The sequence below is a fragment of the Jannaschia seosinensis genome, assembly GCF_001408515.1.
Lineage (GTDB): Bacteria > Pseudomonadota > Alphaproteobacteria > Rhodobacterales > Rhodobacteraceae > Jannaschia > Jannaschia seosinensis.
In genome coordinates this window covers 1-24,189 of record NZ_CYPR01000203.1, presented here as the reverse complement: position 1 = coordinate 24,189, position 24,189 = coordinate 1, and the positions used below count along the sequence as shown (strand labels likewise).

The following is a 24,189-nucleotide window of genomic DNA, read 5'->3' as shown; positions in this document are numbered from 1 at the left end:
TCTTTGCGGTGGCCGTCGACGTGGCACAAACCTGCGGCAAAGGCGTGACGCGGCCGGACGGGCGGTGCAGTATCCCGCCGAATCCGCAGGGGAGGTAACATGCGACTTCAGGACCGGACCGCCATCGTGACCGGCGGCGCCTCGGGCTTCGGTCAAGGCATCGTCGAGTGCTTCGCCGCCGAGGGCGCACGCGTCATCGTGGCCGATGTGAATGCCGACGGGGCGGCCCGCGTGGCCGAGACGGTGGGCGGCCTGCATCATGCCGTCGACGTCACCCGCGACGAGGATTGGGCGGCCCTCGTGGCGCGCGCGATGGACGAATGGGGCCGCATCGACATTCTTGTCAACAATGCGGGCGTCACGCACAAGCCGCAGTCGATGGAGGAGGTGACCGAGGCGGAATTCGACCGCGTCCTGTCGGTCAACGCCAAGTCGGTTTTCCTGTCGGCCCGCCATGTCGTGCCGGTGATGAAATCCGCCAGGGCGGGCGCGATTTTGAACGTGGCCTCGACGGCGGGAGTGTCGCCGCGGCCGCGCCTCAACTGGTACAACGCCTCGAAGGGGTGGATGATCACCGCGACGAAAGCCATGGCGGTGGAGCTTGCGCCCGAGGGCATCCGCGTCAATGCGATCAACCCGGTGGCGGGCGAGACGCCGCTGCTGTCGTCGTTCATGGGCGAGGACACCCCCGAGATGCGGGCGAAGTTCCTGTCCACGATCCCGCTCGGCCGTTTCTCGACGCCGCGCGACATGGGCGAGGCTGCGGCGTTCCTGTGCTCGGACGCGGCGAGCATGATCACCGGCGTCGCTCTCGAGGTGGATGGCGGGCGCTGTATCTGAAGGGAGACGCGGATGTTGACCGACATCGATCCGGCACGCGCGACGCATCGCGGCCTGCCTGTGCCCACCAAGGGTGCGGCACGGGTCGTCATCGATGTGCGCGCATCGGCGGGAACAGCGCCGCGATGAAGTTCCGCGCCACGATCGGCATTCTCGCCGGCGAGTTCGCATCGCAGCAGCTCGCCTTCGCGCATCTGCTGGACGTGTGCCCCGAGGCCGACCTCGATCAGGTGGAGGTGGTGGCCCGGCCCTTCAAGACGCGCCTCGCGCATTGGTTCGGCACCGATCTGCCGGACCTGCCGGAGGGGAGCGGGGACGTCCTCGTCCTGACCTTCCCCGGCTCGGGCGTGCCGCAGGAGCCGACCGCCCGCCTGCGCCCCGTGGGCCGGTTCACCGGCACCCTGACCCGCGCCGTCCTGCCGGAGGACGGATGAGACCCGGACCCCGCAATCTGATCACCGACGTGGCGGGTCTGCGCGTCGGCAATGCCCATGACGCGGCGCTGCGCTCCGGTGCCACGGTCTTGACGGGTGACGCGCCGTTCGTGGCGGGCGTGCATGTGATGGGCGGCGCGCCCGGCACGCGGGAGACGGACCTGCTCGCCCCGGACAAGCTGGTGCAGGAGGTGGACGCGCTCGTCCTGTCGGGTGGATCGGCCCTGGGGCTCGATGCGGCGTCGGGGGTGGCCGACGGGCTGCGCGCGGCGGGGCGCGGCTTCGCCGTCGGCGGACAACGCGTGCCGATCGTGCCGGGCGCGATCCTGTTCGATCTGCTCAATGGCGGCGACAAGGCGTGGGAGGTCAACCCCTATGGCGCGCTCGGCCGCGCGGCGTTGAACGCGGCCGCGACGACATTCGGGACCGGCAGCGCCGGGGCCGGGTTCGGGGCAACGACGATGGACCTCGCCGGCGGGCTGGGTTCCGCCTCGGTGGTGCTGAAAAACGGGGTGACAATCGGCGCATTGGTTGCCGTGAATGCGCTCGGCCGGGTCTGCGACGATGCAGGGCGGTTCCATGCGGCGCCGTTCGAGTTCGGCGACGAGTTCGGGGGCCGCGGACAGGCCTCGTTCGACCCCGCATGGGAGCCCTACGGCGACCGGCCGCCCGGCACGGCGACGACCATCGCCATCGTTGCGACCGATGCGCACCTCACTCAGGCCGAGGCGACGCGCCTCGCGACCGCGGCTCATGACGGCATGGCCCGCGCCATTATGCCCAGCCACACGCCGATGGACGGAGACCTGATCTTTGCCGCCGCCACCGGGGCGCGGCCGCTGGCCGATCCGGTCTGGGACGGTCTGCGGCTGGGCCATGCGGCGGCGTGCTGTCTGGCGCGGGCGGTCGCGCGGGGGGTCTTCGCGGCAACGGCGCAGGGGTCGCATCCGACATGGGGCTCGCGCTTCGGCTAGCCCCTGCGGGCCGCGAAGAAGTTGCGCAGGAGCGCCGCCGACGCCTCCGCCTCCAGCCCGTCATGCCATTCGGGCACGTGATGGGCCTGCGGATGCGTGAAGACGCGCGCGCCATGCAACACACCGCCCGATTTCGGATCCGACGCCCCGAAATGCAGCCGATCGAGCCGGGCATGCGCGATGCCCGCCGCGCACATCGCGCAGGGCTCCAGCGTCACCCACAATGCACAGCCGGTCAGGCGCCCCGAGCCGAGCACGGCGCAGGCCGCGCGGATCGCCAGCATCTCGGCATGGGCGGTCGGATCGCATAGCTCCCGCATCCGGTTTCCGGCGCGCGCGAGGATCGTATCGCCACGGGTGACGACCGCACCCACCGGCACCTCGCCACGGGCGGCGGCGGCGCGGGCCTCTTCGAGGGCCTGCGGCATGAAGGAGCGGAACATGGGGCGCAGAGATGCCCTGTGGACAGCGCCGAGGCAAGGCGGGTAGAGCGCGCATATGGCGAATGAAAGCAGAGACGGCGAGCGGATCGCCAAGGTGATCGCACGGGCGGGACTGGCGTCGCGCCGGGACGCCGAAGGCATGGTCGCGGACCTGCGCGTGACGGTGAACGGCCGGACCGTGTCGAACGTGGCGCACAATGTCGTGCCGGGGGACCGCGTGGCGGTCGACGGGCAGCCCCTGCCCGAACCCGAGGCGGCGCGCGTATGGCTTTACCACAAGCCAGCGGGGCTGGTGACGACGGCGCGCGACGAGAAGGGGCGCGAGACGGTGTTCGATGCCCTGCCCGAGGAAATGGGCCGCGTCCTGTCGGTGGGGCGCCTCGACCTGACGTCGGAAGGTCTGCTTCTGCTGACCAATGACGGCGCGCTGAAGCGGCAGCTGGAACTGCCGGCGACGGGCTGGCTGCGCCGTTATCGGGTCCGGGTGAACGGGACGCCGGACGAGGCCGCGCTGGAGCGCCTGCGCACGGGGATCGAGGTCGAGGGCGAGACGTTCGCGCCGATGCAGGTCACGCTCGACCGGCAGAAAGGCGCCAATGCCTGGCTGACCATCGGGCTGCGCGAGGGCAAGAACCGCGAGATCCGTCGCGCGATGGATGCCGTGGGGCTTTATGTGAACCGGCTGATCCGGGTGAGCTACGGGCCGTTCCAGCTCGGCTCGCTGGAGCCGGGCGAGGTCGAGGAGGTCAAGCCGCGCGTGCTGCGCGATCAGCTTGGCGGGACCTATGAGGGTGAACTGGCCGAGGGCCGGAAGGAGACCGCGATGGCGGATGAAAAGGGCGGCCCGAAAGGGGGCGCCAAGGGCGGACGGCCATCGGGCCCGGGCGGGCGCAAGCCCCGGCCTTCGGGCGACAGGCTGGTCGAGCACGGACGCGGCAAACCGCGCGAGGGCGGCCCGAAAGGGAACGCGCAGGGCAAGCCGCGCGGTCCCGGCAATGCCCGCGCCGAGGATGCGGCGCGGCCCGACCGACCCCGCACCGGCAAGCCGCCGGTGACGCGCAACGATGGCGACGGCTCCCGCCCCGCACGGCCCGCGCGGCCGGATGGCAAGCCCGCCCATGCCAAGGGCGGCCCGCGACGGTCAGATGATGCCGGGCGGCCCGCACGGCCGGGCGGGAAGCCGTTTGCCGCGCGCGACGGCGACCGCAAACCGCGCGATGGCGATGCCAAGCCGCGTTTCGCCAAGGATGGTGACCGGAAGCCACGGGATGGTGACGGCAAGCCGCGCTTCGCGAAGGACGGCGACCGCAAGCCGCGGGACGGTGATTCCAAACCGCACTTTGCAAAGGACGGAGGCCGGAAACCGCGCCGGGAGGATGACCGCGGCCCCCGCAGGGACGACAAGGCGGGCGGACCCAAGCGCGACGCGGCCCCGGATCGCCCGAAGGAGACGAAGGCCGAGCGGACGGCGCGGATGCGCGCCGACACCTCCGTCAGCATCCGCAAGGGCGGGCAGAAGGGGCGCGGCATCTCGAAGCCCGCCAAGCCGGCCTCGACCAAGCGGATGCGCAAGCCCGGCGACGACGACCCGAAAGGGTGAGCCGCCCGCCGGGAGGCGGCCCGGCTCAGTCCGGGCCTTCGGTCGGCGGCGGGGTGTGGGCCTGCATCAGCCCCGATTGGGCGATGAAGAACGCGAACATCGCCACCGGCAGGCCGAACGTCTTGAAGTTGACCCAGGCGTCGGTGGACATCGTGCGCCAGATCGCCTCGTTTGCCACGGCCAGCGCGACGAAGAACCACGCCATCCTCCGCGTCAGCTTCATCCATCCCGCAGGCGTCAGCGGCATCGCCTCCGACAGGACCATGGCGAGATAGCTGCGCCCGCGATAGAGGCCGAAGAACAGCACGCTGGCGAACAGCAGATAGATGAGCGTGGGCTTCATCTTGAAGAACCGCTCGTCGTTGAGCCAGACGGACAGCCCGCCGAATACCGTCACGAGGACCGCCGTGACGATCTGCATGTGACTGAGCCGCCCCGTCAGCCGCCAGAGCGCGGCCGTGGAGATCAGGATCAGCGGAACGAACAGCGCGGTGACGACGATGAAGCCGTCATAAGCCGTGCCGGCGATCGTGAACGTCTGGTCCTTGAGCAACACGTAGCCGGCGAAGAATGCCGCGACGGGGCCAAGTTCCAGAGCGGTCTTGTGCCAGCCGGGGCCGGGTCGTTCGGTCATTGGGCTCTCCCTTTCGTTGAGATCCACATAAGGATCCTAGCCGCCGAACTCCACCACCACGGCACCGAGCGCGATGAGCGCCATCAGCCCCAGCCGGCGGGGGCCCACGCTCTCCTTGAGGACGATCCAGCCGATCAGCGCGGCGAAAACTGTCGACGTCTCGCGCAGGATCGCCGCCTCTCCCACGCTGTCGAGCCGCGTGGCCAGCATCACCGAGCCGAAGCTGCCCCACCCGATCACCGCGCCGAGGCCGCCCAGCCGGATCAGCGCGGGCTCCGGCCACCGCCATCCCCGCCGCACCAGCGCGATCAGCGGAAAGTCGAGCGAGCTGAGGAAGAAGAACCACGCGATGAAGGTGAAGGGGTTGGGCTCTACCCGGATGCCGTAGGCGTCCCACGTCGTATAGAGCGCGACCGACAGGCCCGTCGCCACCGCAAAGCCCAGAGCCGGGATCAGCGTCTCGCGCGCGACGACGATCTTGCGCATGTTGTAGACCGACAGGCCGAACATGCCCCCCACGAGAAGCGCCACGCCCAGCCATTGCCCCGCCGAGAACACCTCCCCGAAGATCGCCCCCGCCCCCAGCACGGTGAAGACCGGTGCCGTCCCGCGCACCACCGGATAGACGACCGTATAGGCCCCGCGGTCATACGTCGCCGCCATCAGCGACTTGTAGGTCAGGTGGATGAGGACCACGCCGACATAGATCCACCAATGCGAAGGCTCCGGCCACGGCACGAGGAACAGCGCGATCGGCGCCGACAGGACGACCAGCCCCGCATCGATCGCCACGCGCGACGTCCAGGGGTCGTAGCGGCCCTTCTGCAATGCCCCGAACAACGCGTGCAGGAACGCCGCCGTCAGCGCGAGGACCATCGCCGCGATACGCCCCGTCTCGGTGCCCTCAATGGCGGTGATCCAGTCGGTCATCGAGGCTCCGTCAGCTGCGCGTCCATGTCACATTGCGCGGGGGCTGGCGCAAGCCGCGACGGATCATCTCGGGCCGCTTGAACGTCTCGCCACGCACGTTACAGAGACTGCATGATCGACGCCCTCATCGCAGACCTGACTGGCAGCTTCACGGTCGTACCCTTTTCCGTCGCGGCCGCGCGGCTGATCCTGGCGGCGGTTCTGTGCGGCGCGATCGGGCTGGAGCGGGAAACGCGCCACAAGCCTGCGGGCTTGCGCACGCACATGCTGGTGGGCATCGCCGCCTGTCTCTTCACCATTGTGGGGCAGGAACTGGCGAGCCTCGAATACGGATCCGATGCGACAATCCGGGTCGATCCGCTGCGCCTGATCGAGGCGGTGACCAGCGGGGTCGCGTTCCTGGCGGCGGGGATCATCTTCGCCAGCGGCGGCAAGGTGCGCAACATCACCACCGGTGCGTCAATGTGGCTGGCCGGGGCGGTTGGATTGGCCAGCGGCGCAGGTCAGGGGGTTCTGGCTCTGACGGCGACGCTGCTGATCATCGCCATCGTCGCCGTGATCGGGGCAGTGGAGCGACGCATCGGGTCCAAGTCTCAGGATCTGGACTGACCCGGCCGCAGGAGCGGATCGACGGCGCTTGGCGCCACATCCACCAGCGTCGACAACAGGACGGGCGCGCGCGTCTCACCCACGTAGATCAGCGCATCCCGACACGGCACGCGGGCGCGGAACCGGTGCAGGAGCGCCCGCATCAACCGCTCCTCCAACCCGTCCCAGCGGTATTCGGGCCGCACGCAGAGCAATTCGATCAGTCCGACGGCAAGGCGCGGATCGTCCGTCGCGGTCAGTTCACGCCGTGCGGCGGCACTCCTCCTCAGCTCCAGAACCACGCCCTGCCCCACCAGCAGATCCCGATCCCGCGCCCAGAAGGCCGCGACCCCGCGAAATCCGCCGGGTGCGCGTTCCGCCGGCGGCTGACCGGCAGCGGCGAGCAAGGCGTCGCGCTCGGCATCGGCCGGAGGATTTTCGGTCAGGGCGACCGGGTCGGCCCGCCGCGTCACGGGACCCGTCGGGCTTCCGACGCGGTCGATCCGGTGCGGATCACGCCTCCAGCCCCACGAGCGCGACTGCGAATTCCTCGGGGTCGAAGGCGTCAAGATCGTCGATCTGCTCGCCCACGCCGATTGCATGGATCGGCAGGCCGAACCGGTCGGCAAGCGCGACCAGCACGCCGCCCCTCGCCGTCCCGTCGAGCTTGGTCATCACGAGGCCGGACACGTCGGCCAACTTGCGGAACACCTCCACCTGGCTCAGCGCATTCTGCCCCGTCGTCGCGTCGAGCACGAGAAGGGTATTGTGCGGCGCCGACGGATCCTTCTTGCGGATGACGCGGACGATCTTCGACAGCTCCTCCATCAGATCGGCGCGGTTCTGCAGCCGGCCCGCGGTATCAATCAGCAGCAGGTCCGCCCCCTCCGCCTCGGCGCGCGTCATCGCGTCGAAGGCGAGGCTCGCCGGATCGGAACCCTGCGGGGCCACCATGACCGGAACGCCCGCCCGGTCGCCCCAGACCTGAAGCTGTTCGACCGCCGCCGCCCGGAACGTATCGCCCGCCGCGATCACGACCGATTTTCCGGCGGCGCGGAACTGGCTGGCAAGCTTGCCGATGGTCGTGGTCTTGCCGGAGCCGTTGACGCCCACCACCAGCACCACCTGCGGCCGGTTCGACGTCAGCGGCATGGGCCGGGCGACAGGTTCCATGATGCGGGCGATCTCGGTGGCGAGCGCCTGTTTGATCTCCTGCGAGGAGACGCGCCGGCCCATCCGTCCCTCGGCGAGATTTGCGGTGACGCGCAAGGCGGTGTCGACGCCCATATCGGCGGCGATCAGCAGTTCCTCCAGCTGTTCCAGCATCTCGTCGTCGAGCACCCGGCGCGGCGCCCCGCCCGGCCCCACACGGCCCAGCAGCCGGCCGAGAAGACCTGCCTTGGGCGCGGCTGCGGGCTCGGCCTCCGGCGGCTGCGGCACGAGACCCTCATCGAGCGGTGGCACCTTCGGCGCGGGCGCGGGCGGGACCGGTTGCGGCTCGGGCTCGGTGCTCGGCGGCGCGGGCTGCGGGTCCGGGACGGGCGACGGAGGCGGGATAACGGCCTCGGGCGTCACGTCGGGCGCGACGTCCGCCTCGCTCCCCTCCTCGACGATGGCGTCGAGCCCCTCGTCCAGCTTCGACGAAGATTTCGTCAGACGGTCCTTGAGCTTTTTGAAGAACGACATGGGCCACCCCTTTCCGGCCCCCACCTAGCGTCTGCCGCGGCGCGGTGAAAGGGCACGGCGTCTTGACATCCGGACCCAGCGGCCGACCTTGCGGCGTGATGCGCGTCCTGATCCTCCTCGTTCTGCTCGCCCTGCCCGTCCGCGCCGATCCACCGCCCGCCATCGCCTGCTCCGACGGGCAGTTCGGCCCGCGGCACTGCATCCGCGCCGACCGCTTCGCAGCCGATACCTGCGCGCAGATCGCCGCCGAGGCCGCACAGCACAGCCTGCCGCCCGGCTACCTCGCCCGCCTGCTGTGGCAGGAGAGCCGGTTCGACCCGATGGCGCGGTCGCGGCGAATATCGCCCTTGGCGACACCAACGCCCCGTTTTGCCCCTTGGGGTGTGCAGGTCGGCTACGGCAGAACGCAGGCCGCCGCGCAGGCAGCGTGGAACCGTCTCGCCCCCGCATGCCGTGCGGCAGCCGGACCCGGGGGCGTGGAATACGTCCCCCTGACACAACGGGGCCCGGGCCGCCCGACGATCATCGCCACCCGGATCGCAGCCCCGGACCGCGTCGGGGCGATGTCCATCTGCCGCGCGGTGTCGGACGCGGGCTGCATCTGTCGCGCATTCCGGAACTGACCGCGCAGGAGACTATTCTTCGCGCCGCTCCAGCGATTGACGCGTCCCGTATCCTGCGGTCGGTGGAGCCGTGCCGCCCACCTCATCCGCGAAGTGCTTGAGCACCAGCCGGATCGGGTTCGGCGCCGCCTGGCCCAGGCCACAGATCGATGCATCCGCCATCGCCTGGCAGACATCCTCCAGAAGGGCGCCGTCCCATGTGTCGGCCTGCATCAGCTTCACCGCCTTTTCACAGCCGACGCGGCACGGCGTGCATTGCCCGCAGCTTTCGCTCTCGAAAAAGCGCAGCATGTTCAACGCCGCAGCCTTGGCGCTGTCGCGGTCGGAGAGGACAACGACAGCGGCCGATCCGATGAAGGAGCCGTGCGGCTGAAGCGTGTCGAAGTCGAGCGGGACGTCGTCATGCGAGGCCGGAAGCAGGCCGGAAGATGGCCCGCCCGGTTGATAGGCCTTGAAGACGTGCCCTTCGGCCATGCCGCCCGCCGCGGTGATGATGTCGGTGATCGTGGAGCCAGCCGGAAGGAGATAGACGCCCGGATTTCGCACCCGCCCAGAGACGGAATAGGAGCGCAGGCCGATGCGTCCGTTATGCTCATGCACCGACAGGACTTCCGGCCCCTCGCGGCAAATGCGCGCGATCCAGTGGCAGGTCTCGATGTTGTGGACGAGCGTGGGACGCCCGAACAGCCCGACCTGCGCGACATAGGGGGGCCGGTGGCGCGGCAGGCCGCGCTTACCCTCAATCGATTCGATCATCGCGGATTCCTCGCCGCAGATATAGGCGCCGGCGCCACGGCGCAGCTCCACGTATCCGGGGGCGATCAGGCCCGACCCCTCCAGCGCGTCGATTTCGCGGCGCAGGATCTCCAGCACCGCCGGATATTCATCGCGCATGTAGATGTAGACGCGCTCCGCCTCGACGGCCCAGGCGGCGATCAACATCCCTTCGAGGAACAGATGCGGCATCCGCTCGAGGTAGAACCGGTCCTTGAACGTTCCCGGCTCGCCCTCGTCGCCGTTGACAGCCATGAGACGCGGACCGGGATTGGAGCGCACGAAGCCCCATTTCTTGCCGCTCGGGAACCCCGCACCGCCGAGACCGCGCAGGCCGCTTGCGGCTACCTTGTCCTGCACCGCCTGCCAATCGCCGTTCCGGCGCAGACCGGCCAGAGCCGAGTAGCCACCCGCGGCTTTGTACGCCTCAAACGTCTCGTAATCAGGAATATGCGCATGCGTGTCGCCGGAGGCCGCCACCTGCGCCACCGTCTCCGCCGTCGCGTGATCGACATGGCGGTGCCCGACCTCGGCCACCGGTGCCATGTCGCACCGCCCCATGCAGGGCGCGCGCAGGATGCGGACGCGCGACGGATCGTGCCCGTCCTCGAGCGCGGCCATCAGCGCGTCGGAGCCGGCCAATTCGCAGGAGAGCGAGTCGCAGACGCGGATGGTCAGGTCCGGCGGGGCGGGGTCGTCCTCCCGCAGCGGATCGAAATGCGCGTAGAACGTCGCGACCTCCCAGACCGCCGCCATGGGCAGGCGCAGCTCCTCCGCCAGCGCACGCAGATGGGCCGCCGATTGGTGCCCGTATTCGTCCTGAATCAGGTGCAGAAACTCGATCAGCAGGTCGCGCCGACGCGGCCGATCCCCAAGCAGCGCCCGAATTTCGGCCAGCGCGGCATCGTCGAACTGCCTCCCCTTCGGGGTCGCACGGCCCTTGCCGCGGCCCGATTTCCAGACACCCTTCGCTTCGTGATCCAGCATCGTCCGGCTCCCCTTTGTGCCTGTCGTCGCATGCGCCCGCTTCGCAGGAACGACCGATTGCGACCACGAAGACCGGTTTGCGCGACGTATCGTTGCCGGCGCAAGCGGCAGGCGGGCCACGATCCGGCGATTTTGCCGTCGTTTCGCCGCCTCCCGACGCGAAGCGGTTCCGATCGGCGCCCCGATTGCGCGCATCGTCTTCGTCTCAGGCCCGCGGGGGCTGGACCTCGGCGCCGCGCCCGGAGATGCTGCGCCCGAAGGAGACCGACATGCGCCTGATCCCCCTCGTGCTGGCCCTGATGGCCGCAGCCCCCGCATTTGCCCAACGTGCCGTCACGCCCGACGAGTTCGATACGATGGTGACGGGCCGGACGCTCCATTTCAACCGCGCCGGCGAGCCGTTCGGGGCGGAGCAATATTTCGAGGACAAGCGCGTGATCTGGTCGTTCGAAAACGGCCAGTGCCAGCGTGGCATCTGGTTCACGAACGCGGAAGACGAGATCTGCTTCGTCTATGAGGGAGACCCGGCATCGCAATGCTGGAACTTCCTCGAAATGCCGGGCGGAGATCTGCATGCGCGGCTGCCGGGGAGCGATCCGGCCGGCGACCTCGTGATGCGCGACGTGTCGCGCGAGGCGCTGAATTGCCCGCTGCCCGATCTGGGTGTGTGAGATCGGCCGAGGGGCGACGGCTCGTCCATCGGGCCTGAAGCAGTCTTGCCCATGCCGCGAAGCCTCCACGCGGCTGGCCAAACTGTTTGAACTTTCCTTTTGACGGCCAATCGCAGGTTCCGAGAGCCTGTCTTTCGATCAGATCATGGGGGTCGGGCCGAACGGGCGGAAGCGGTGCGGAACGGTCAGTTGTGCTGCGCGGGTGCGCACGCAGGGCGAACCATTGTCACGCCACTGTGCGTTGCAAGTGAGGCGTCATGCGCGCAGGCTTTTCCTATTGGCACGGCAGACAGCGACTATCCGAAGACAACCGGCCCCGGTCCGGGGTCGATAAACCCGAAAGGAGCTCGACCCATGAAACGCATTGTCACCTCCGCCCTGTTCTCCGTCGCCATCTTTGCGAGCCTGCCCGCCACTGCGGAAATACCCGCAGGCTCCGCCGGCGCCATTGCGCATTTCAACCTCGATCGAACGAATTCGGAGGTCCTGAAGCCGCCTACGGGGCGCGCCGCCGGCACGGTCGTCTCGACCCGCACGAACGGTGTGCGTGCGGCGGTCTATGATCATTTCAACGCGGATGCCGACAGCATGAACGACCTGCGCGGCTTGAGGGAGGTTACAGCCTTCGGCTCCACCCCCGCGATCGCCACTTATATCGTCCGTCGCCTTCGCACTGAGAGTGCCGGAGACGAGTGATCTCCCGGCAATGAATGCGGGTCACTTGGCGACATTCCCCGACGACACCGCACTCCCGGTCGAACCGATCGGGGGTGCGCCTGATTTCGAACAGGGCCGCGGCGGCAGGCCGGTGCGGTTTCGGCGATCCGACCGCGAAAGACGCACCCCGCAGGCGCGCCGCCCTCCTTAAATCTGCTTTTCGGGCATCTGCACGACCAGCCCGTCGAGATCGTCCGTGACCTTGAGCTGGCAGGTCAGGCGCGACCGCTCCGGATCGGGCTCATAGGCGAAGTCGAGCATATCCTCTTCCATCGGGTCCTTGCCGGGCAGCTTTTCGACCCAATCCTGCGCCACGTAGACATGGCAGGTGGAACAGGCACAGGCGCCGCCGCAATCGGCCTCGATGCCCGGGATGCCGTTGTCGCGCGCGCCTTCCATGACCGTCAGGCCGTTGGCGACGTCGACAACGTGTTCCTTTCCGCCGTGCTCGATATAGGTGATCTTGGCCATTCCGGCATCCTCCGTTCGCTTTGGCGCTGCGTAGCCGCGCGGACCTGCGCGCGCAACATCGCTGGCGCGGGTGGAGCCGGCGCGCCGCGCGGTCTAGGGTCGCGCACGACGCGAAACGGAGAGGCCTTGCGTGACCGAGACCACCTCACATCTGGGCCTGCGCGGGGCGACGCCGGGGCCGCGGCTGATTGCCGTGGACTGGCTGCGAACGGCTGCCTTTCTGGCCATGGCGATCTTTCACTTCGGTCGCGATTTCGAGGTGCTGGGCCTCGTGCCGCCGGGGACGACCTTCGGCGGCTTATGGGACCTTTCGGCGCGCGCCATCGCGTCGAGCTTCCTGTTTCTCGCGGGGCTATCGCTGTGGCTGGCGCATGGGCGCAGGTTCCGGGCGCGCGGCTATCTGAAACGGCTGGGCATCCTGATCCTCGCAGCCTCGGGGGTCAGCGTCGCAACCCGCCTCGCCGTGCCGGAGGCTTGGGTGCGGTTCGGAATCCTGCATTCCATCGCGCTTGCGGGACTGTTCGGCTTGCTGTTCCTGCGCATGCCGTTCTGGGTGACTGGCGCGGCGGCGATCGCGATCCTCTGGCTGGGCCCCACCCTGCGCGACCCGGCCTTCAACGAGTGGTGGTGGCTGTGGTCGGGGCTCGGCACCTCGGTGCCGGTGATGATCGATTACGAGCCGATGGTCCCGTTTCTCGCGCCGCTGCTTCTCGGCCTCGCCTTCGGACAGGCGGGCGGGGCATCGTGGCTCGGCTGGGGGCCGGCGCGGCCGGGGTGGCTGGCCGAAGCGCTGGCTTGGCCCGGCCGGCACGCGCTGAGCCTGTACCTGATCCATCAGCCGGTGCTGATCGCCACGATCTGGGCCGGGACGTGGATCTGGGGCCGGATATGAAAACGGGCGCCCGAAGGCGCCCGTTCACAAGACGAAGCCGCAGCTTCGATCACTCCTCGTCGAGCGGCAGCGCCACGAACCGGGCCTCGGTGCCGCGACGGATCAGCAGCAGGAAGCTCTGCTGTCCCGCCTCGCGGGCCTCCTCGATACGCTCTTCGAGTTCCGAGATGGAGTTGACGCGGACCTGCCCCGCCTCCTCGATCACGTCGCCCGCGCGCAGACCCTTGTCGTATGCGGCCGAGTCCGGATCGATATCCGAAACCACAAGCCCCTCGGCATCGTCGCTCAGGCCAAGCTGCTCGCGCAACTCATCGGTCAGGGTCGAGACGGTGACACCGAGGAAGGTGCTCTGCTCTGGCTCCGCCGGGCCATCGGCCGATGCGGGGAACGTGCGCTCCGCCTCTTCGCGGCGACCGAGGGTGACCATGACCTCCTCTTCGGCACCGTCGCGGAAGACGGTGACCGTGACGGCCTCGTCCACGGCGGTGTTGCCGACCGTGCGGACAAGCTCCCGCGTGTCATCGATCTCGATGCCGTCGAAGGACAGGATCACGTCGCGCGCCTCGATGCCGGCCTCGCTGGCGGGACCTTCGGGCACGTCGGTGACGAGCGCGCCGCGCGCCTTATCAAGACCAAGCGCCTCGGCCAGCTCCTCGTCCACGTCCTGAATGCGCACCCCGAGCCAGCCGCGACGGGTCTCGCCATATTCCTGAAGCTGGGCCACGACGTTCGTGACCACGTCCGACGACATCGCGAAGCCGATGCCGATGGAGCCGCCCGTGGGCGACAGGATCGCGGTGTTCACGCCGACGACTTCGCCGTCCATGTTGAACAGCGGGCCGCCCGAATTGCCCCGGTTGATGGCCGCATCCGTCTGAATGTAGTCGTCATAGGCGCCCGCGAGTTCGCGCCCCGTGGACGACACGATGCCCGCGGAGACGGAGAAGCCCTGACCCAGCGGGTTGCCCATGGCCATGACCCAGTCACCGGTCCGGATCGCGCCCGAATCGCCGAAATCCACGAAAGGCAGCGGATCATCGGATTCCACCTTCAGAAGCGCGATATCGGTATTCGGATCCGTCCCGATCACTTCCGCCGGAAGCTCCTCGCCCGAGAAGAACTCGATCAGGATCTCGTCGGCATTCTCGATCACGTGGTTGTTGGTGACGACATAGCCGTCCTGCGAGATCACGAACCCCGATCCCAAGGCCGAGCCGCGGCGGGATGGCGGTGCCGGCATGCCTTCGGGGCCACGGTTGCGATTGCGGAACTCCTCGAAGAAATCCTCGAGCGGGTTGCCGCTGTTGGGGCCACGCTGGGCGGCGGTGACGGTCGTGTTGGTCGTGATGTTGACGACCGAGTCGTCGACCTGATCGACGAGGTCGGCGAAGGTGTCCGGCCGGTTCTGTGCCTCGGCCATCGGCGCGGCGAGCGTCATCGCCAGCGCGAGCACCGGCGCGGCCAGCGCACGGAGCGGTGCGGACGCGAGATGCGTGTTGCGTTCGGTGAGCAAGATGTCCCTCCTGGATATGCCTCTTCGCGCCCTCTCCCCGGGGCGAACGATGCGTTGCACTAATGCATCGCCTACGACACATTCAACGCGCAGGAGCTTCACATGGCCGTGACTTCCTGCGCAGCGCGCGCCGCGTCGCGATTCGCATGAAGTTTAGGACACCGGGGCGCAGGAACAAAACACCCCGACCCCTCAGGTGAGCGGCAGCGTGATCCGCGCGACGAGGCCCCTCTCGGCCCATTCGCGTTCGATGCGCCCGCGCTCCCCGGCGACGAGGCGGTCGATCATGCCCGACCCGAACCCCCCGGGAACGGTGCGCGGGCCCTGGCCTGGACCGGTCGCCGCACCGGCGTCTTCCGACCATTGCAGCGTGAGGATCCTGTCCGCTGCACTTCCCTCCAGCGTCCAGTTCAGCACGATCCGTCCCGCCTCATGGGCCAGCGCCCCGTGCTTAAGCGCGTTCGTCGCCAGTTCGTGCAACAGAAGCGCCACCGACGTCTGCTGCGCGCCCGTCAACGTGACCGAGCCGGCCTGATCGCCGCCGGTCCGGTCCGTCACCTCGATCCGGTCGCCGTAGGGGGAAAGCACCCGCCGCGCGAGCGCGGCCAAGGGCGCCGACAGCATCGCCAGCGCGGGATCATCCTCGCCCCCCGCGACCGGCAGCCCCGCATCCGTCGCCGCCGAAAGTGCGGCGAGACGGCCGAGGATCAGATTGACCACATCGTCGCCACTGCGGGCCGCTTCCCGTCGGCTCATGGTCACGAGGCTTCCCATGACGGTGAAGATGTTGCGGACGCGGTGATGCAGCTCTCCGATCATCAGCCGCTCGCGCGCATGCGCCTCGACCAGGTCCTCGGCCGCCTCGATCCGCGTCAACGCGACCGACAGCAGGACGCCGATCCCCTCGAGAAACGCGATATCGGCCTCGATGAAGGCCCCATCCTCACGCGAGTCGGCCTCGAGGACGCCGCGGGGACGTCCATCGTCGCATACAGGCACGTTGATGGCACGCCTCACGCCATGCTTGCGCAGGAGTTCGGGTGTGCGGAACCGGCTTTCCTGCGACACGTGATTGGACAGGACGGGACGCGCGGTCCGAAAGGCATAGCCGGCGGGACTGCCGCTGTCGCAGCTCAGCGTCGCCTGCCCGATCACGCCGTCGTCCCAGCCGACCCCCGCGACCACCAGAAGGTCATCCTCCTGCGGACGATAGAGAACGAACTTGCACAGATCGATGCCCAACCCTTCGGCGGCGATGCGCGTCGCCTCGTGCTGAAGGATCGCGGCCGAGCCGCCGCGCAAGGCGATGAGACCGAAATCCGAGGTCAGCTGCTGCTGGCGCAGGCGATAGGCCAGTTCGTCGCGCGGGGAGCCGACATCGTCGACCGAAGTAAGGGGCGCATCGGCCTCGACGACTTTAACGTGGTCCTTGCCGTCGGCCATTCAAATCCCTCGGGTCGCCGGCGCCCGCCCCGCACAGGTGCCGCCCCGCAGCAACGGGGTGACGGCCACTCTATGTCAGGGAGTTACCGCTGTGAAGACGATAGGGCCGCGCCTTTCGGCACGGCCCTTCATTCGCTGCGCATTTGAGCGGAATCAGTCGCTGGTCGTGGTGATGACGACGGTGCCATCCTCATCTTCGACCACGTTCCGCTCCGTCGGCTCGTCCAGCGCGGCGCCCTCATTCCCCGCGGCAGCCGCGTCATCGGCCGCGGCTTCCGGCGACTGCTCCACGATGTCACCTGCAATCCCGTCGCCCTCCGGGTTCGCGACCGTCGGCAAAGCCTCGGCACGCCCTCTTAAATCGCCGGGCAGCCGGTCGGTCTGGAGATACTCGAAGAACTCGCTGTCGGGCGACAGGACGAGGGTCGAGTTGTTGGCTTGCAGCGCGCGCGTGTAGGCTGCGAGCGAGCGGTAGAATTCGAAGAATTCCGGGTCTCGCGTATACGCGGTGGCGAAGATCGAGTTGCGGCGGGCATCCGCTTCACCGCGTGTGATCTCGGCCTCGCGCGCCGCCTCCGAAGTCAGCTCGATCACCGTGCGGTCGGCTTGGGCACGGATACGCTGCGCCGCCTCCTGGCCGCGTGCGATCTCGTCCGCCGCCTCCCGCTCACGCTCGGCGCGCATCCGCGCGAAGGTCGCCGCAAGGTTCTGCGACGGCAGGTCGGTGCGCATCAGGCGAACGTCAAGAATGAAGATCCCGAGATCGAGCGCCTCCTCGCGTGCGCCCGCGGCGATCCGCGCCATCAAGGCGGCCCGGTCCTCGGAGAGGATCTCGTCGGACGAGACGGAACCCAGCACCTCACGCAACTCGGCGCGGAGAATCTGGTCGACCAACTGATCGGCCCGGGCCTCGCCCCCCGCCCCGACGGCCTGGCGGAAATCCTGCACGTTGCGGATGCGGTAGCGCGCGAAGGCGTCCACCACGAGACGACGATCGTCGGACGGCGTGACCTCGATCGGATCGATGTCCCGCGACAGGATGCGGTCGTCGTAATAGACCACCTCCTGCACAAGGGGCAGCTTGAAGCCGAGGCCCGGATCCTCCTTGATCGTCACCACGCGGCCGAATTGCAGCACCAGCGCCTTCTGCCGTTCGTCCACGACGAAGAGAGACGAGAACAGCAGGATCAGCACGACGGCGAGAATCGGCAGCAGATAGATCGCGCGTTTCATCAATTGGTTCCCCCGCTGCGCGTTCCACGCAACTCATTGAGTGGCAGGTAAGGCACGATCCCCTGACCGCCGCCATTGGCGCCCCCGATGTCGCTGTCGATGAGGATCTTGTCCACGTCGCCCAGAACCTGCTCCATCGTTTCAAGATACAGACGCTTGCGCGTCACGTCAGGTGCATTGCTGTATTCGGTGAGCACCGCGCTGAAGCGCGACGCCTCACCCTCGGCCTCGTTGACGACGCGGGCGCGATAGCCCTCCGCCTCCTCGAGAAGTTGCGCCGCCTCACCGCGCGCGCCGGCCAGCACCTCGTTGGCGTAGCGGTCGGCTTCCGATTGCAGACGGTCACGCTGCTGCTCTGCGGCCTGCACCTCGCGGAAGGCGTCGATCACTTCCTCCGGCGGGTCAGCACGGTCAAAGTTGACGCGCAGGATGTTGACGCCCGCATCGTAGGTGTCGAGCGTGGACTGCACCAACTCCTGAAGTCGGGCGGCGATGATGCCCCGGTCGCGGTTGAGGATGGGCGCCAGCGGCGACTGGGCCACGATTTCGCGCATGGCGGATTCGCTCACCGCGCGCACCGTCGCCACGGGCTCGGCCAGATTGAACAGATACTCGGCCGGATCGGAGACATTCCAGACGACCTGGAAATCGATATCGATGACGTTCTCGTCGCCGGTCAGCATCAGGCCCGCCTCGTCGCGAGTGCGGCCGACGCCGATCTCGACCGTCCGTTCCGTCGTGACGGCGACGACCTCGCGCGTGACCAGCGGCCAAGGCGCGAAGTTGAGGCCCGGCTCACCGATGCCGGAGAAATCGCCGAGAAACAGCTCGACCGAACGCTCCTCCGGACGGACGGTATAGACGGAAGCGAAAAGCCACAAAGCCGCAAGGATCAGCAGGCCGATACCCACCGTGGCGCGGTTGAGCTCGAAGCCCCCGCCACCGCCACCGGACGGACCGCCCGTGCCGCGATTGCCGCGGCCGCCCATCAGGACGCGAAGCTGGTCCTGGCCCTTCTTCATCAACTCGTCGATCTCGGGCACGCCGCCGCGGTTGGGGCCGCCCCGGTTCGGCGGGCGGGAGCCGTTGCCGCCCGGACGTCCCGTTCCGCTACCGTCGCCCCTGCCTCCGCCAGAATTGCCGCCGCCGCCCCAGGGGCCACTCGGTCCTGCCATATGGATCGTCCTCTCGTCTGCGTCTGTTGGCTGTGCCGGCCCCGCCGGTTTGGACCCTACATCGGGGTTGGGGCGGCAATGTTCAAGAAAAGCGCGGGGTTCAGTCGATAAGCCGCACCGGGTCCCGCATCGTCACGATTTCCTCGGCGATGGTGGGATGGACGGCGCAGGTGCGATCGAAATCGGCCTTGGTCGCGCCCATCTTCATCACGATGCCCAGATACTGGATCATCTCGCCGGCATGGGGGCCGACGATGTGGATGCCCAGCACCTTGTCGGTTTCCTTCGAGACCAGCAGCTTGAAGAGCACCCGCTCCTCTCCGCCGACGAAGGCCTGCTGCATCGGGCGGAAGGCGGTGGCGTAGACCAGCGTCGGCTCCTGCTCGGCGGCTTCCTCCTCGGTCAGGCCGACGGATCCCATTTCGGGCTGGGTGAAGGTGGCCGTCGGGATCAGGTCGTAATCCATCGCGGTCTTCTCGCCCTCGAACACCGTCTTGTGAAAGGCGACCGCCTCGCGGATGGCCACGGGCGTCAGTTCCACCCGCCCGATGCAATCGCCCAGCGCATAGATCGATGGCACGTCGGTCTGAAGATACTCGTCCACACAGACGACCCCGTGCCGCTCAAGCTTCACGCCCGCCTCTTCCAGCCCCAGCCCGTCGGTCGACGGCCGCCGGCCGGTGGCCCAGAGCATGCAGTCGAACGTGTCCTCGCACCCGTTCGAGCCCTTGACCCAGACGCGGTCGCCACGCTTCTCGATCTGCGTCGGCGCGCAGCCCGTATGGATCGTGATACCGCGCCGTTCCATGCAATCGCCGACATGGCCGCGCGCCTCCTCGTCGAAGCCGCGCAGGATCTGGGCGCCGCGGATGAACATCGAGACATCCGACCCCAAGCCGTTAAAGATGCCTGCGAACTCGCAGCCGATATAGCCGCCGCCGACGATCAGCATCTTCTTCGGAAGCGCGTCGAGGTGGAACACGTCGTCGGACACGATGCCCAGATCGGCGTTTTCGATCGGCGGCACCTTCGGCTGCCCGCCCACGGCGACGAGGATGTGCTTGGCCGTCTTCGTCGTGCCGTCGGCCAGTTCCACCGTATGCGGATCCTTCAGGACCGCGCGCTGCCGGATCACTTCACAGCCGGCCTTCTCCAGGTTCGTCTGGTAGATGCCTTCCAGGCGGTCGAGTTCGGAATGCATCCGATCCCGAAAGCCGCACCAGTCGAATGCGCCCGTCTCCATGCTCCAGCCGTAATGGTGCGCGTTGACGACCTGCTCGGAATATTCGGATGCGAACACCATCAGCTTCTTGGGCACGCAGCCGCGGATGACGCAGGTGCCGCCCATCCGGCTTTCCTCGGCGACGGCCACGCGAAAGCCCGATTGCGCGGTCAGCCGCGCCGCCCGGACCCCGCCGGAGCCACCGCCGATGACGAAGAGGTCATAGTCGAAATCCATGGGAAACACTTCCTGCCTTGCATCTCATTCTGCGCCGCCGCGGCCCGGCTCCGCCCTCTGGCGAAGGCATCCCGGCCAATGACGCCGCGCCGCGTCTCAACCGGCGTCGTTGGTAAAGATGTTCCCGCCGTTGCGCATCTCCATGCGCTCATGCGTCACGGTTCCCGATGCACCGTCATGCACCTCGACCCCGCCGTCGGCCTCGCCGGTGATGAGCACGTCGCAGATATCGAGGAACAGCCCGTTCTCCACCACGCCGGGAATCTGGTTGAGCATCAACGAAAGCTGACGCGCATTGCCGATGCGCCGAAGATGCAGGTCGAGGATCAGGTTGCCTTCGTCGGTGCGGTAGGGCGCATCGCGGTTGAGCCGCAGCGTCACCTGACGGCCGGCGACGTCCATGCCGATCAGGCTCTCCTCGATCAGCGCCTTCGTGGTCTGCCAGCCAAAGGGAATCACCTCCACCGGAAGCGGAAAGGCCCCGAGCGTGTCCACCGCCTTGGAGGAATCGGTGATGACCACCATCATGTCCGACGCGGTGGCGACGATCTTCTCCTGCAGAAGCGCGCCACCCCCGCCCTTGATGAGGCCGAGGCCGGGATCGAACTCATCTGCTCCGTCGATCGTCAGGTCGAGCCATTTCGCATCCTCGAGCGTGATGACCTGGATGCCGCATTCGCGGGCCAGCGATGCCGTGCGCGACGAGGTCGGAACGCCCGTCACCCGTAAGCCGTCGCGGCGCACCCGCTCCCCCAGGCCGCGCACCATCCATGCCGCCGTCGATCCGGTGCCGAGCCCGATCCGCATGCCGTCCTGCACGTAATCGAGCGCCCGGAGAGCCGAGACGTATTTCGCCATGTCGATCGGGTCAGGCTTGGCGGACATCTCGGAGCTCCCTGCTTGCGTCGCGGCCTTATAACGGCACGGGGCCCCCGGGGCGAGAGACGGCGTCCAGCGATTCGACGAGGATCCGCAGACAATCCGCCGGAAGGATCAACGCCGTCGGCCCGTCGAGCGTCAGCCGCACCGGCCCGGTCGCCACGTTTGACGTCCCCACGCGCCCGGTCGGCGAAAGCTCCAGCCCGTCGATCGGCCAGAAGAGCCCGGCGCTCGTGCCCCGGACCGGCGCGAGCGGCCAGAGCGAGACCCGCGTGCCGGCCGCGAGATCGAGCGCGATTGCGCGCGGACAAAGCGTCACACAATCCGTCTCCGACAGCAGGACACACCGCTCCCCGATCCGGGCAAGCGCACTCAGACAAGCCAGAAAATGGTCGCTCCGCGCGCCGATGAACCCCACGGCCAGCGTCAGCGGCGCGGGAAACGTCCGCAGCGCCTTCGCGAAATCCGTACTGTCCTGCTCCGGGATCGGGTGCAGGCGATCCGCGAAGGCGATGCGGGCCGCTTGGGAGATCGAATCCAGATCGCCGACCACCGCCTCGGGCACATGGCCGGCGGCGAGACAGGTATCGGCGCCGCTATCGACCGCGATCAGCCGTGGCGCCAGCGTTAACGCCTCGGAAAGGACTCGGCTGCTAACAGGTGCCCCACCCACGATGGTCTGCGCACCCGCGCTTGCCGTCTTACCGGACCCGGAGGCGTTGCGCGAAAATGGCATGGACGGGTCTTTCGCGTTTCGAATGTGGCAGGATTTGACCCCGGAAACCGTCAAATGGTCCAGACCGGGGCACGATTTGACTGGAATCGTTTGTTTACCTGCAAGGCGAGATGCAACAGGATCCCCCTGAGGGGAGAAAGCGAAGGTTACGCAGATGGCTCCCGATAACAAGATCCTGACCGTCGCCTACGGGACATTCTCCTGCACGCTCGAGGGATTCGATGATCCGTTCTCGGCCATGAAGGACATCGCGGAGTATTTCCGCGACCTCGCCGCCGAGGACCGGTTTTTTGGAGCCGAGCCACCGACGCCCGACGTCGAGACGCTGCGCAATATCGCCGCCTCGCGCGCGCAGCACGCGATCGAGGTGCATCCCGACGATGACGGAGTCCGGCTGCGCCGACCCGCGCAGAAAGCCGCCGCGCCAGTTGCCGATGAAGATGAGATCGAGCGGTTCATCAAGGATGCGCGGGTTTCCGAGGCCGAAGATGCTGCCTTTCCGGCCGCAGCCGATGAGGCCACCGACCCGCTCCTTGATCCTGCTGCCGGAACGCAACGGGCCGCTGCGGGAGAGCCAAGATCAACTGCCGACAAGCTGGCGCAGATCCGCGATGTCGTGGAGCAAGACGATGAGCCCACGGCTGAACGTACCGTGTTCAAGAGGGCGCGAATTTTCGACAAAAGACCGCCTGAGCCTGAGGTTCCGGCCGTCAGCGCACGTGTCCCCGAAGGCGATGCTGCAAAACATTCACGATCCGACGTGCCGGCCGCGCCCGCGAAAGGCCGTGTGATCCGCGTCCGCAAGGTTCGCCGCACCGAAGAACCCGCAACGCCCGCGCCAGCAGTTGATGAACCGGCCGTCGAAGACAGGGAACCGGCGGCACATGACCGCGAAGCGCTTACGGCAGAGACCGAATTGCCTGCGCAGGATGGTGGCGACGGAAACTTCGGCTTGACCGAGGCCACCATCGCGGACGCACTGCGAGGCAACGATGCTGCCGAAGAGACTTCCGATGACGACGGGTCGATGGAACATACCGACCGGGACGGCTACTTTGCGAATCTCGCCGCCGATACGGGTGAGGAGGACGATCTGGCCGAGATCCTCGGCGGCGACGACGAATCCGACGACTTGATGGCCGAACTTGCCGCGATACGGTATGATGGCGAGACTGCGGCCGCTCCTTTCGAGGCCGCCTCCGATGCCAAGGGCGATGAAGTTTCGGATGGCGAAATGAGTTCAGATGAAGACGAAACCCCGGAACAGCGGCGATCTGCTGCCGCTCCGTCGGATCCGGACATGGAGCGTCTGTTTGCCGCAACCGACAGCCGTCTCTCGGATGAGGACGCGTCGCGGCGTCATGCCAACATCTCGCACCTCAAGGCCGCGGTCGCCGCACGCCGTGCCGACGGTCCGGCCGCGACACCCGAGACCGACGAGACGGACGCCTACCGCGCCGATCTGGCCAGCACGATTCGCCCGCGCCGTCCCGTGACCGGAGATGAACGCACCTCCCGCCCCGAACGGCCGACGCCGCTGATGCTCGTATCCGAACAACGCGTTGCGAAGGATGCAGCAGAAGCTGCCGATGTCCATGGAGCGTCAGACCAGCATGGGGATAGGGATGGCGCGTTTGACAATGACGGCTCTGCCACTGACGGCAATGACGGCTTCGAACTGTTCGCCTCCGAAGTCGGAGCGGTCGATCTGTCCGATATCCTTGAGGCAGCCGCGGTCTTCAGCACCAAAACCTTGGGCCAAGAGACGTTCTCACGGCCCCATCTGCTGCAACTCGCAGCCGAGGCTTGCGAGGATCTCACCCGCGAAGAAGGTCTTCGGGGCTTCGGCCAGCTGCTGCGCGAAGGCACGATCCGAAAGATCAGCCGCGGCACGTTCGCGCTGTCCGGGGGATCGCGCTATACCGAGGAGGCGGAACGCCGCGCCGGCTGATCCAGCCAGAGGTCCGGCCGCACCCAACCGATAAATACCGCTCAATCCGGCGGCGACATTTGTCTGGTTCGCGTTCCCATCGGAGCCGCGACGAAGCTTCAGATCGCGCGCTGTCCAGCCATGGAGGCAAGGCTACAATCCGTTCTCGCGACGTGAATTTTATCAAAGCTCGTCTCTTTGAGCCGGGATCAAACAACGACCGAAAATAAAGTTCCCGTAGGATTTACCGCATCGCCCGTGGCCCAACGGCAAAAATGTCGCTGGCGAGTAACCTAACCCGCATAATTCATGAAGCTGCGGACTTGTGCTCCGTGGGATGGTTTCCCCGGTCTCGGTTTTCTTGCGCGCACCCGGTGTTTGCGTCCGGTTGGCAGGCCGGCCGGTGACTTGGGTCTTGGGTGGTGTGGATTGATGTTTCGGGATTTGTCGGGGCGCTTGCGTCAGGCTGTTTTCGGTGGGGCGAGGGCGTCGAAGAGAAGGAGGAGAAGTCCCTTTCGGGGACACGATGCCGGCAGGGTCACGATGATCCGGGTCTT

General features: G+C 67.7%; 24 protein-coding genes. 10 read left to right on the top strand and 14 right to left on the bottom strand.

The window, feature by feature from the left end:
- The first annotated feature begins 99 nt into the window (after window positions 1-99).
- The 3 genes from JSE7799_RS15315 (at window position 100) to JSE7799_RS15305 (ending at window position 2,248) form a co-directional block, all read left to right on the top strand.
- Window positions 100-840 carry an SDR family oxidoreductase gene (locus JSE7799_RS15315; protein ID WP_055664387.1) on the top strand — a complete coding sequence of 247 codons (741 nt, stop codon included), beginning with the start codon at window positions 100-102 and terminating at the stop codon, window positions 838-840.
- Between the two features lie 125 nt (window positions 841-965).
- Window positions 966-1,274: a hypothetical protein gene (locus JSE7799_RS15310; RefSeq protein ID WP_055664386.1), complete on the top strand. Its 309-nt coding sequence runs from the start codon at window positions 966-968 to the stop codon at window positions 1,272-1,274.
- Window positions 1,271-2,248, top strand: coding sequence for a P1 family peptidase (locus JSE7799_RS15305; protein ID WP_055664385.1), 978 nt, complete (start codon window positions 1,271-1,273; stop codon window positions 2,246-2,248). The genes JSE7799_RS15310 and JSE7799_RS15305 overlap by 4 nt, the downstream gene beginning before the upstream one ends.
- Here the strand turns inward: JSE7799_RS15305 and JSE7799_RS15300 are convergent.
- Entirely contained in the window at window positions 2,245-2,691 is a 447-nt protein-coding gene (locus JSE7799_RS15300) for a nucleoside deaminase (protein WP_055664384.1), read from the bottom strand. The genes JSE7799_RS15305 and JSE7799_RS15300 overlap by 4 nt on opposite strands.
- 55 nt (window positions 2,692-2,746) lie before the next feature.
- Here JSE7799_RS15300 and JSE7799_RS15295 point away from each other — a divergent pair, with 55 nt between their 5' ends.
- Window positions 2,747-4,291 (top strand): pseudouridine synthase, encoded by a 1,545-nt coding sequence (locus JSE7799_RS15295; protein ID WP_083480624.1) that lies wholly within the window; start codon window positions 2,747-2,749, stop codon window positions 4,289-4,291.
- Window positions 4,292-4,316: 25 nt separating this feature from the next.
- On the opposite strand, the gene JSE7799_RS15290 is transcribed toward JSE7799_RS15295, so the two are convergent.
- A complete protein-coding gene (locus JSE7799_RS15290; protein WP_055664383.1) occupies window positions 4,317-4,925 on the bottom strand; it encodes an inner membrane-spanning protein YciB in 609 nt (202 codons plus the stop codon).
- A gap of 36 nt (window positions 4,926-4,961) precedes the next feature.
- Window positions 4,962-5,855 carry an EamA family transporter gene (locus JSE7799_RS15285; protein WP_055664382.1) on the bottom strand — a complete coding sequence of 298 codons (894 nt, stop codon included), beginning with the start codon at window positions 5,853-5,855 and terminating at the stop codon, window positions 4,962-4,964.
- A 111-nt stretch (window positions 5,856-5,966) separates the two neighbouring features.
- Between JSE7799_RS15285 and JSE7799_RS15280 the strand changes: the two genes are divergently transcribed.
- Window positions 5,967-6,464, top strand: a complete 498-nt coding sequence (locus JSE7799_RS15280) for an MgtC/SapB family protein (protein ID WP_055664381.1) — start codon at window positions 5,967-5,969, stop codon at window positions 6,462-6,464.
- On the opposite strand, the gene JSE7799_RS15275 is transcribed toward JSE7799_RS15280, so the two are convergent.
- Both JSE7799_RS15275 and ftsY read right to left on the bottom strand, forming a co-directional pair.
- On the bottom strand, window positions 6,449-6,916 hold the full coding sequence (locus tag JSE7799_RS15275) for a hypothetical protein (RefSeq protein WP_055664380.1): 468 nt from the start codon (window positions 6,914-6,916) through the stop codon (window positions 6,449-6,451). The genes JSE7799_RS15280 and JSE7799_RS15275 overlap by 16 nt on opposite strands.
- 40 nt (window positions 6,917-6,956) lie before the next feature.
- A complete protein-coding gene (ftsY, locus tag JSE7799_RS15270; RefSeq protein WP_055664379.1) occupies window positions 6,957-8,129 on the bottom strand; it encodes a signal recognition particle-docking protein FtsY in 1,173 nt (390 codons plus the stop codon).
- A 98-nt stretch (window positions 8,130-8,227) separates the two neighbouring features.
- Here ftsY and JSE7799_RS15265 point away from each other — a divergent pair, with 98 nt between their 5' ends.
- On the top strand, window positions 8,228-8,752 hold the full coding sequence (locus JSE7799_RS15265; RefSeq protein ID WP_055664378.1) for a hypothetical protein: 525 nt from the start codon (window positions 8,228-8,230) through the stop codon (window positions 8,750-8,752).
- A gap of 12 nt (window positions 8,753-8,764) precedes the next feature.
- Here the strand turns inward: JSE7799_RS15265 and JSE7799_RS15260 are convergent, their stop codons facing one another.
- Window positions 8,765-10,513 (bottom strand): NAD(P)H-dependent oxidoreductase subunit E, encoded by a 1,749-nt coding sequence (locus tag JSE7799_RS15260; RefSeq protein WP_055664412.1) that lies wholly within the window; start codon window positions 10,511-10,513, stop codon window positions 8,765-8,767.
- Between the two features lie 269 nt (window positions 10,514-10,782).
- Between JSE7799_RS15260 and JSE7799_RS15255 the strand changes: the two genes are divergently transcribed.
- On the top strand, window positions 10,783-11,184 hold the full coding sequence (locus JSE7799_RS15255) for a hypothetical protein (protein ID WP_144431748.1): 402 nt from the start codon (window positions 10,783-10,785) through the stop codon (window positions 11,182-11,184).
- Between the two features lie 354 nt (window positions 11,185-11,538).
- Window positions 11,539-11,880 (top strand): hypothetical protein, encoded by a 342-nt coding sequence (locus JSE7799_RS15250; RefSeq protein ID WP_055664376.1) that lies wholly within the window; start codon window positions 11,539-11,541, stop codon window positions 11,878-11,880.
- 168 nt (window positions 11,881-12,048) lie between these two features.
- On the opposite strand, the gene JSE7799_RS15245 is transcribed toward JSE7799_RS15250, so the two are convergent.
- Window positions 12,049-12,372 (bottom strand): 2Fe-2S iron-sulfur cluster-binding protein, encoded by a 324-nt coding sequence (locus tag JSE7799_RS15245; RefSeq protein WP_055664375.1) that lies wholly within the window; start codon window positions 12,370-12,372, stop codon window positions 12,049-12,051.
- A 130-nt stretch (window positions 12,373-12,502) separates the two neighbouring features.
- On the opposite strand from JSE7799_RS15245, the gene JSE7799_RS15240 reads away from it, so the two are divergent.
- Complete coding sequence (locus tag JSE7799_RS15240) at window positions 12,503-13,264, top strand: acetyltransferase domain-containing protein (RefSeq protein ID WP_055664374.1); 762 nt, start codon at window positions 12,503-12,505, stop codon at window positions 13,262-13,264.
- A 49-nt stretch (window positions 13,265-13,313) separates the two neighbouring features.
- Here JSE7799_RS15240 and JSE7799_RS15235 read toward each other — a convergent pair whose 3' ends face one another.
- The 7 genes from JSE7799_RS15235 to JSE7799_RS15205 all read right to left on the bottom strand — a co-directional run bounded on the left by JSE7799_RS15235 (window position 13,314) and on the right by JSE7799_RS15205 (window position 21,702).
- Window positions 13,314-14,702, bottom strand: coding sequence for a Do family serine endopeptidase (locus JSE7799_RS15235; protein WP_083480627.1), 1,389 nt, complete (start codon window positions 14,700-14,702; stop codon window positions 13,314-13,316).
- Window positions 14,703-14,969: 267 nt separating this feature from the next.
- Window positions 14,970-16,220 (bottom strand): GAF domain-containing protein, encoded by a 1,251-nt coding sequence (locus tag JSE7799_RS15230; RefSeq protein ID WP_055664372.1) that lies wholly within the window; start codon window positions 16,218-16,220, stop codon window positions 14,970-14,972.
- Window positions 16,221-16,373: 153 nt separating this feature from the next.
- Window positions 16,374-17,453: a protease modulator HflC gene (gene hflC, locus JSE7799_RS15225; protein WP_083480623.1), complete on the bottom strand. Its 1,080-nt coding sequence runs from the start codon at window positions 17,451-17,453 to the stop codon at window positions 16,374-16,376.
- Complete coding sequence (hflK, locus tag JSE7799_RS15220; protein ID WP_055664371.1) at window positions 17,453-18,628, bottom strand: FtsH protease activity modulator HflK; 1,176 nt, start codon at window positions 18,626-18,628, stop codon at window positions 17,453-17,455. Before hflK ends, hflC begins: the two co-directional genes overlap by 1 nt.
- A gap of 100 nt (window positions 18,629-18,728) precedes the next feature.
- Window positions 18,729-20,087: a glutathione-disulfide reductase gene (gene gorA, locus JSE7799_RS15215; protein ID WP_055664370.1), complete on the bottom strand. Its 1,359-nt coding sequence runs from the start codon at window positions 20,085-20,087 to the stop codon at window positions 18,729-18,731.
- Between the two features lie 96 nt (window positions 20,088-20,183).
- Complete coding sequence (rpiA, locus tag JSE7799_RS15210) at window positions 20,184-20,972, bottom strand: ribose-5-phosphate isomerase RpiA (protein WP_055664369.1); 789 nt, start codon at window positions 20,970-20,972, stop codon at window positions 20,184-20,186.
- A 28-nt stretch (window positions 20,973-21,000) separates the two neighbouring features.
- Window positions 21,001-21,702: a thiamine diphosphokinase gene (locus JSE7799_RS15205; RefSeq protein WP_055664368.1), complete on the bottom strand. Its 702-nt coding sequence runs from the start codon at window positions 21,700-21,702 to the stop codon at window positions 21,001-21,003.
- Window positions 21,703-21,856: 154 nt separating this feature from the next.
- Between JSE7799_RS15205 and JSE7799_RS15200 the strand changes: the two genes are divergently transcribed.
- Window positions 21,857-23,653, top strand: a complete 1,797-nt coding sequence (locus JSE7799_RS15200; RefSeq protein ID WP_055664367.1) for a hypothetical protein — start codon at window positions 21,857-21,859, stop codon at window positions 23,651-23,653.
- The last annotated feature ends 536 nt before the right edge of the window (window positions 23,654-24,189 follow it).

Excerpts from the sequence above, each read along its gene's own strand:
- JSE7799_RS15300 (WP_055664384.1), bottom strand. The coding sequence starts at position 2,691 with ATGTTCCGCTCCTTCATGCCGCAGGCCCTCGAAGAGGCCCGCGCCGCC.
- hflC (WP_083480623.1), bottom strand. The coding sequence starts at position 17,453 with ATGAAACGCGCGATCTATCTGCTGCCGATTCTCGCCGTCGTGCTGATC.
- JSE7799_RS15305 (WP_055664385.1), top strand. The coding sequence starts at position 1,271 with ATGAGACCCGGACCCCGCAATCTGATCACCGACGTGGCGGGTCTGCGC.
- JSE7799_RS15280 (WP_055664381.1), top strand. The coding sequence starts at position 5,967 with ATGATCGACGCCCTCATCGCAGACCTGACTGGCAGCTTCACGGTCGTA.
- JSE7799_RS15295 (WP_083480624.1), top strand. The coding sequence starts at position 2,747 with ATGGCGAATGAAAGCAGAGACGGCGAGCGGATCGCCAAGGTGATCGCA.
- hflK (WP_055664371.1), bottom strand. The coding sequence starts at position 18,628 with ATGGCAGGACCGAGTGGCCCCTGGGGCGGCGGCGGCAATTCTGGCGGA.
- JSE7799_RS15315 (WP_055664387.1), top strand. The coding sequence starts at position 100 with ATGCGACTTCAGGACCGGACCGCCATCGTGACCGGCGGCGCCTCGGGC.
- JSE7799_RS15260 (WP_055664412.1), bottom strand. The coding sequence starts at position 10,513 with ATGCTGGATCACGAAGCGAAGGGTGTCTGGAAATCGGGCCGCGGCAAG.
- JSE7799_RS15245 (WP_055664375.1), bottom strand. The coding sequence starts at position 12,372 with ATGGCCAAGATCACCTATATCGAGCACGGCGGAAAGGAACACGTTGTC.
- JSE7799_RS15230 (WP_055664372.1), bottom strand. The coding sequence starts at position 16,220 with ATGGCCGACGGCAAGGACCACGTTAAAGTCGTCGAGGCCGATGCGCCC.
- JSE7799_RS15310 (WP_055664386.1), top strand. The coding sequence starts at position 966 with ATGAAGTTCCGCGCCACGATCGGCATTCTCGCCGGCGAGTTCGCATCG.
- gorA (WP_055664370.1), bottom strand. The coding sequence starts at position 20,087 with ATGGATTTCGACTATGACCTCTTCGTCATCGGCGGTGGCTCCGGCGGG.
- JSE7799_RS15255 (WP_144431748.1), top strand. The coding sequence starts at position 10,783 with ATGCGCCTGATCCCCCTCGTGCTGGCCCTGATGGCCGCAGCCCCCGCA.
- JSE7799_RS15235 (WP_083480627.1), bottom strand. The coding sequence starts at position 14,702 with ATGACGCTCGCCGCGCCGATGGCCGAGGCACAGAACCGGCCGGACACC.
- JSE7799_RS15290 (WP_055664383.1), bottom strand. The coding sequence starts at position 4,925 with ATGACCGAACGACCCGGCCCCGGCTGGCACAAGACCGCTCTGGAACTT.
- JSE7799_RS15205 (WP_055664368.1), bottom strand. The coding sequence starts at position 21,702 with ATGCCATTTTCGCGCAACGCCTCCGGGTCCGGTAAGACGGCAAGCGCG.
- JSE7799_RS15285 (WP_055664382.1), bottom strand. The coding sequence starts at position 5,855 with ATGACCGACTGGATCACCGCCATTGAGGGCACCGAGACGGGGCGTATC.
- ftsY (WP_055664379.1), bottom strand. The coding sequence starts at position 8,129 with ATGTCGTTCTTCAAAAAGCTCAAGGACCGTCTGACGAAATCTTCGTCG.
- rpiA (WP_055664369.1), bottom strand. The coding sequence starts at position 20,972 with ATGTCCGCCAAGCCTGACCCGATCGACATGGCGAAATACGTCTCGGCT.
- JSE7799_RS15250 (WP_055664376.1), top strand. The coding sequence starts at position 11,539 with ATGAAACGCATTGTCACCTCCGCCCTGTTCTCCGTCGCCATCTTTGCG.
- JSE7799_RS15265 (WP_055664378.1), top strand. The coding sequence starts at position 8,228 with ATGCGCGTCCTGATCCTCCTCGTTCTGCTCGCCCTGCCCGTCCGCGCC.
- JSE7799_RS15200 (WP_055664367.1), top strand. The coding sequence starts at position 21,857 with ATGGCTCCCGATAACAAGATCCTGACCGTCGCCTACGGGACATTCTCC.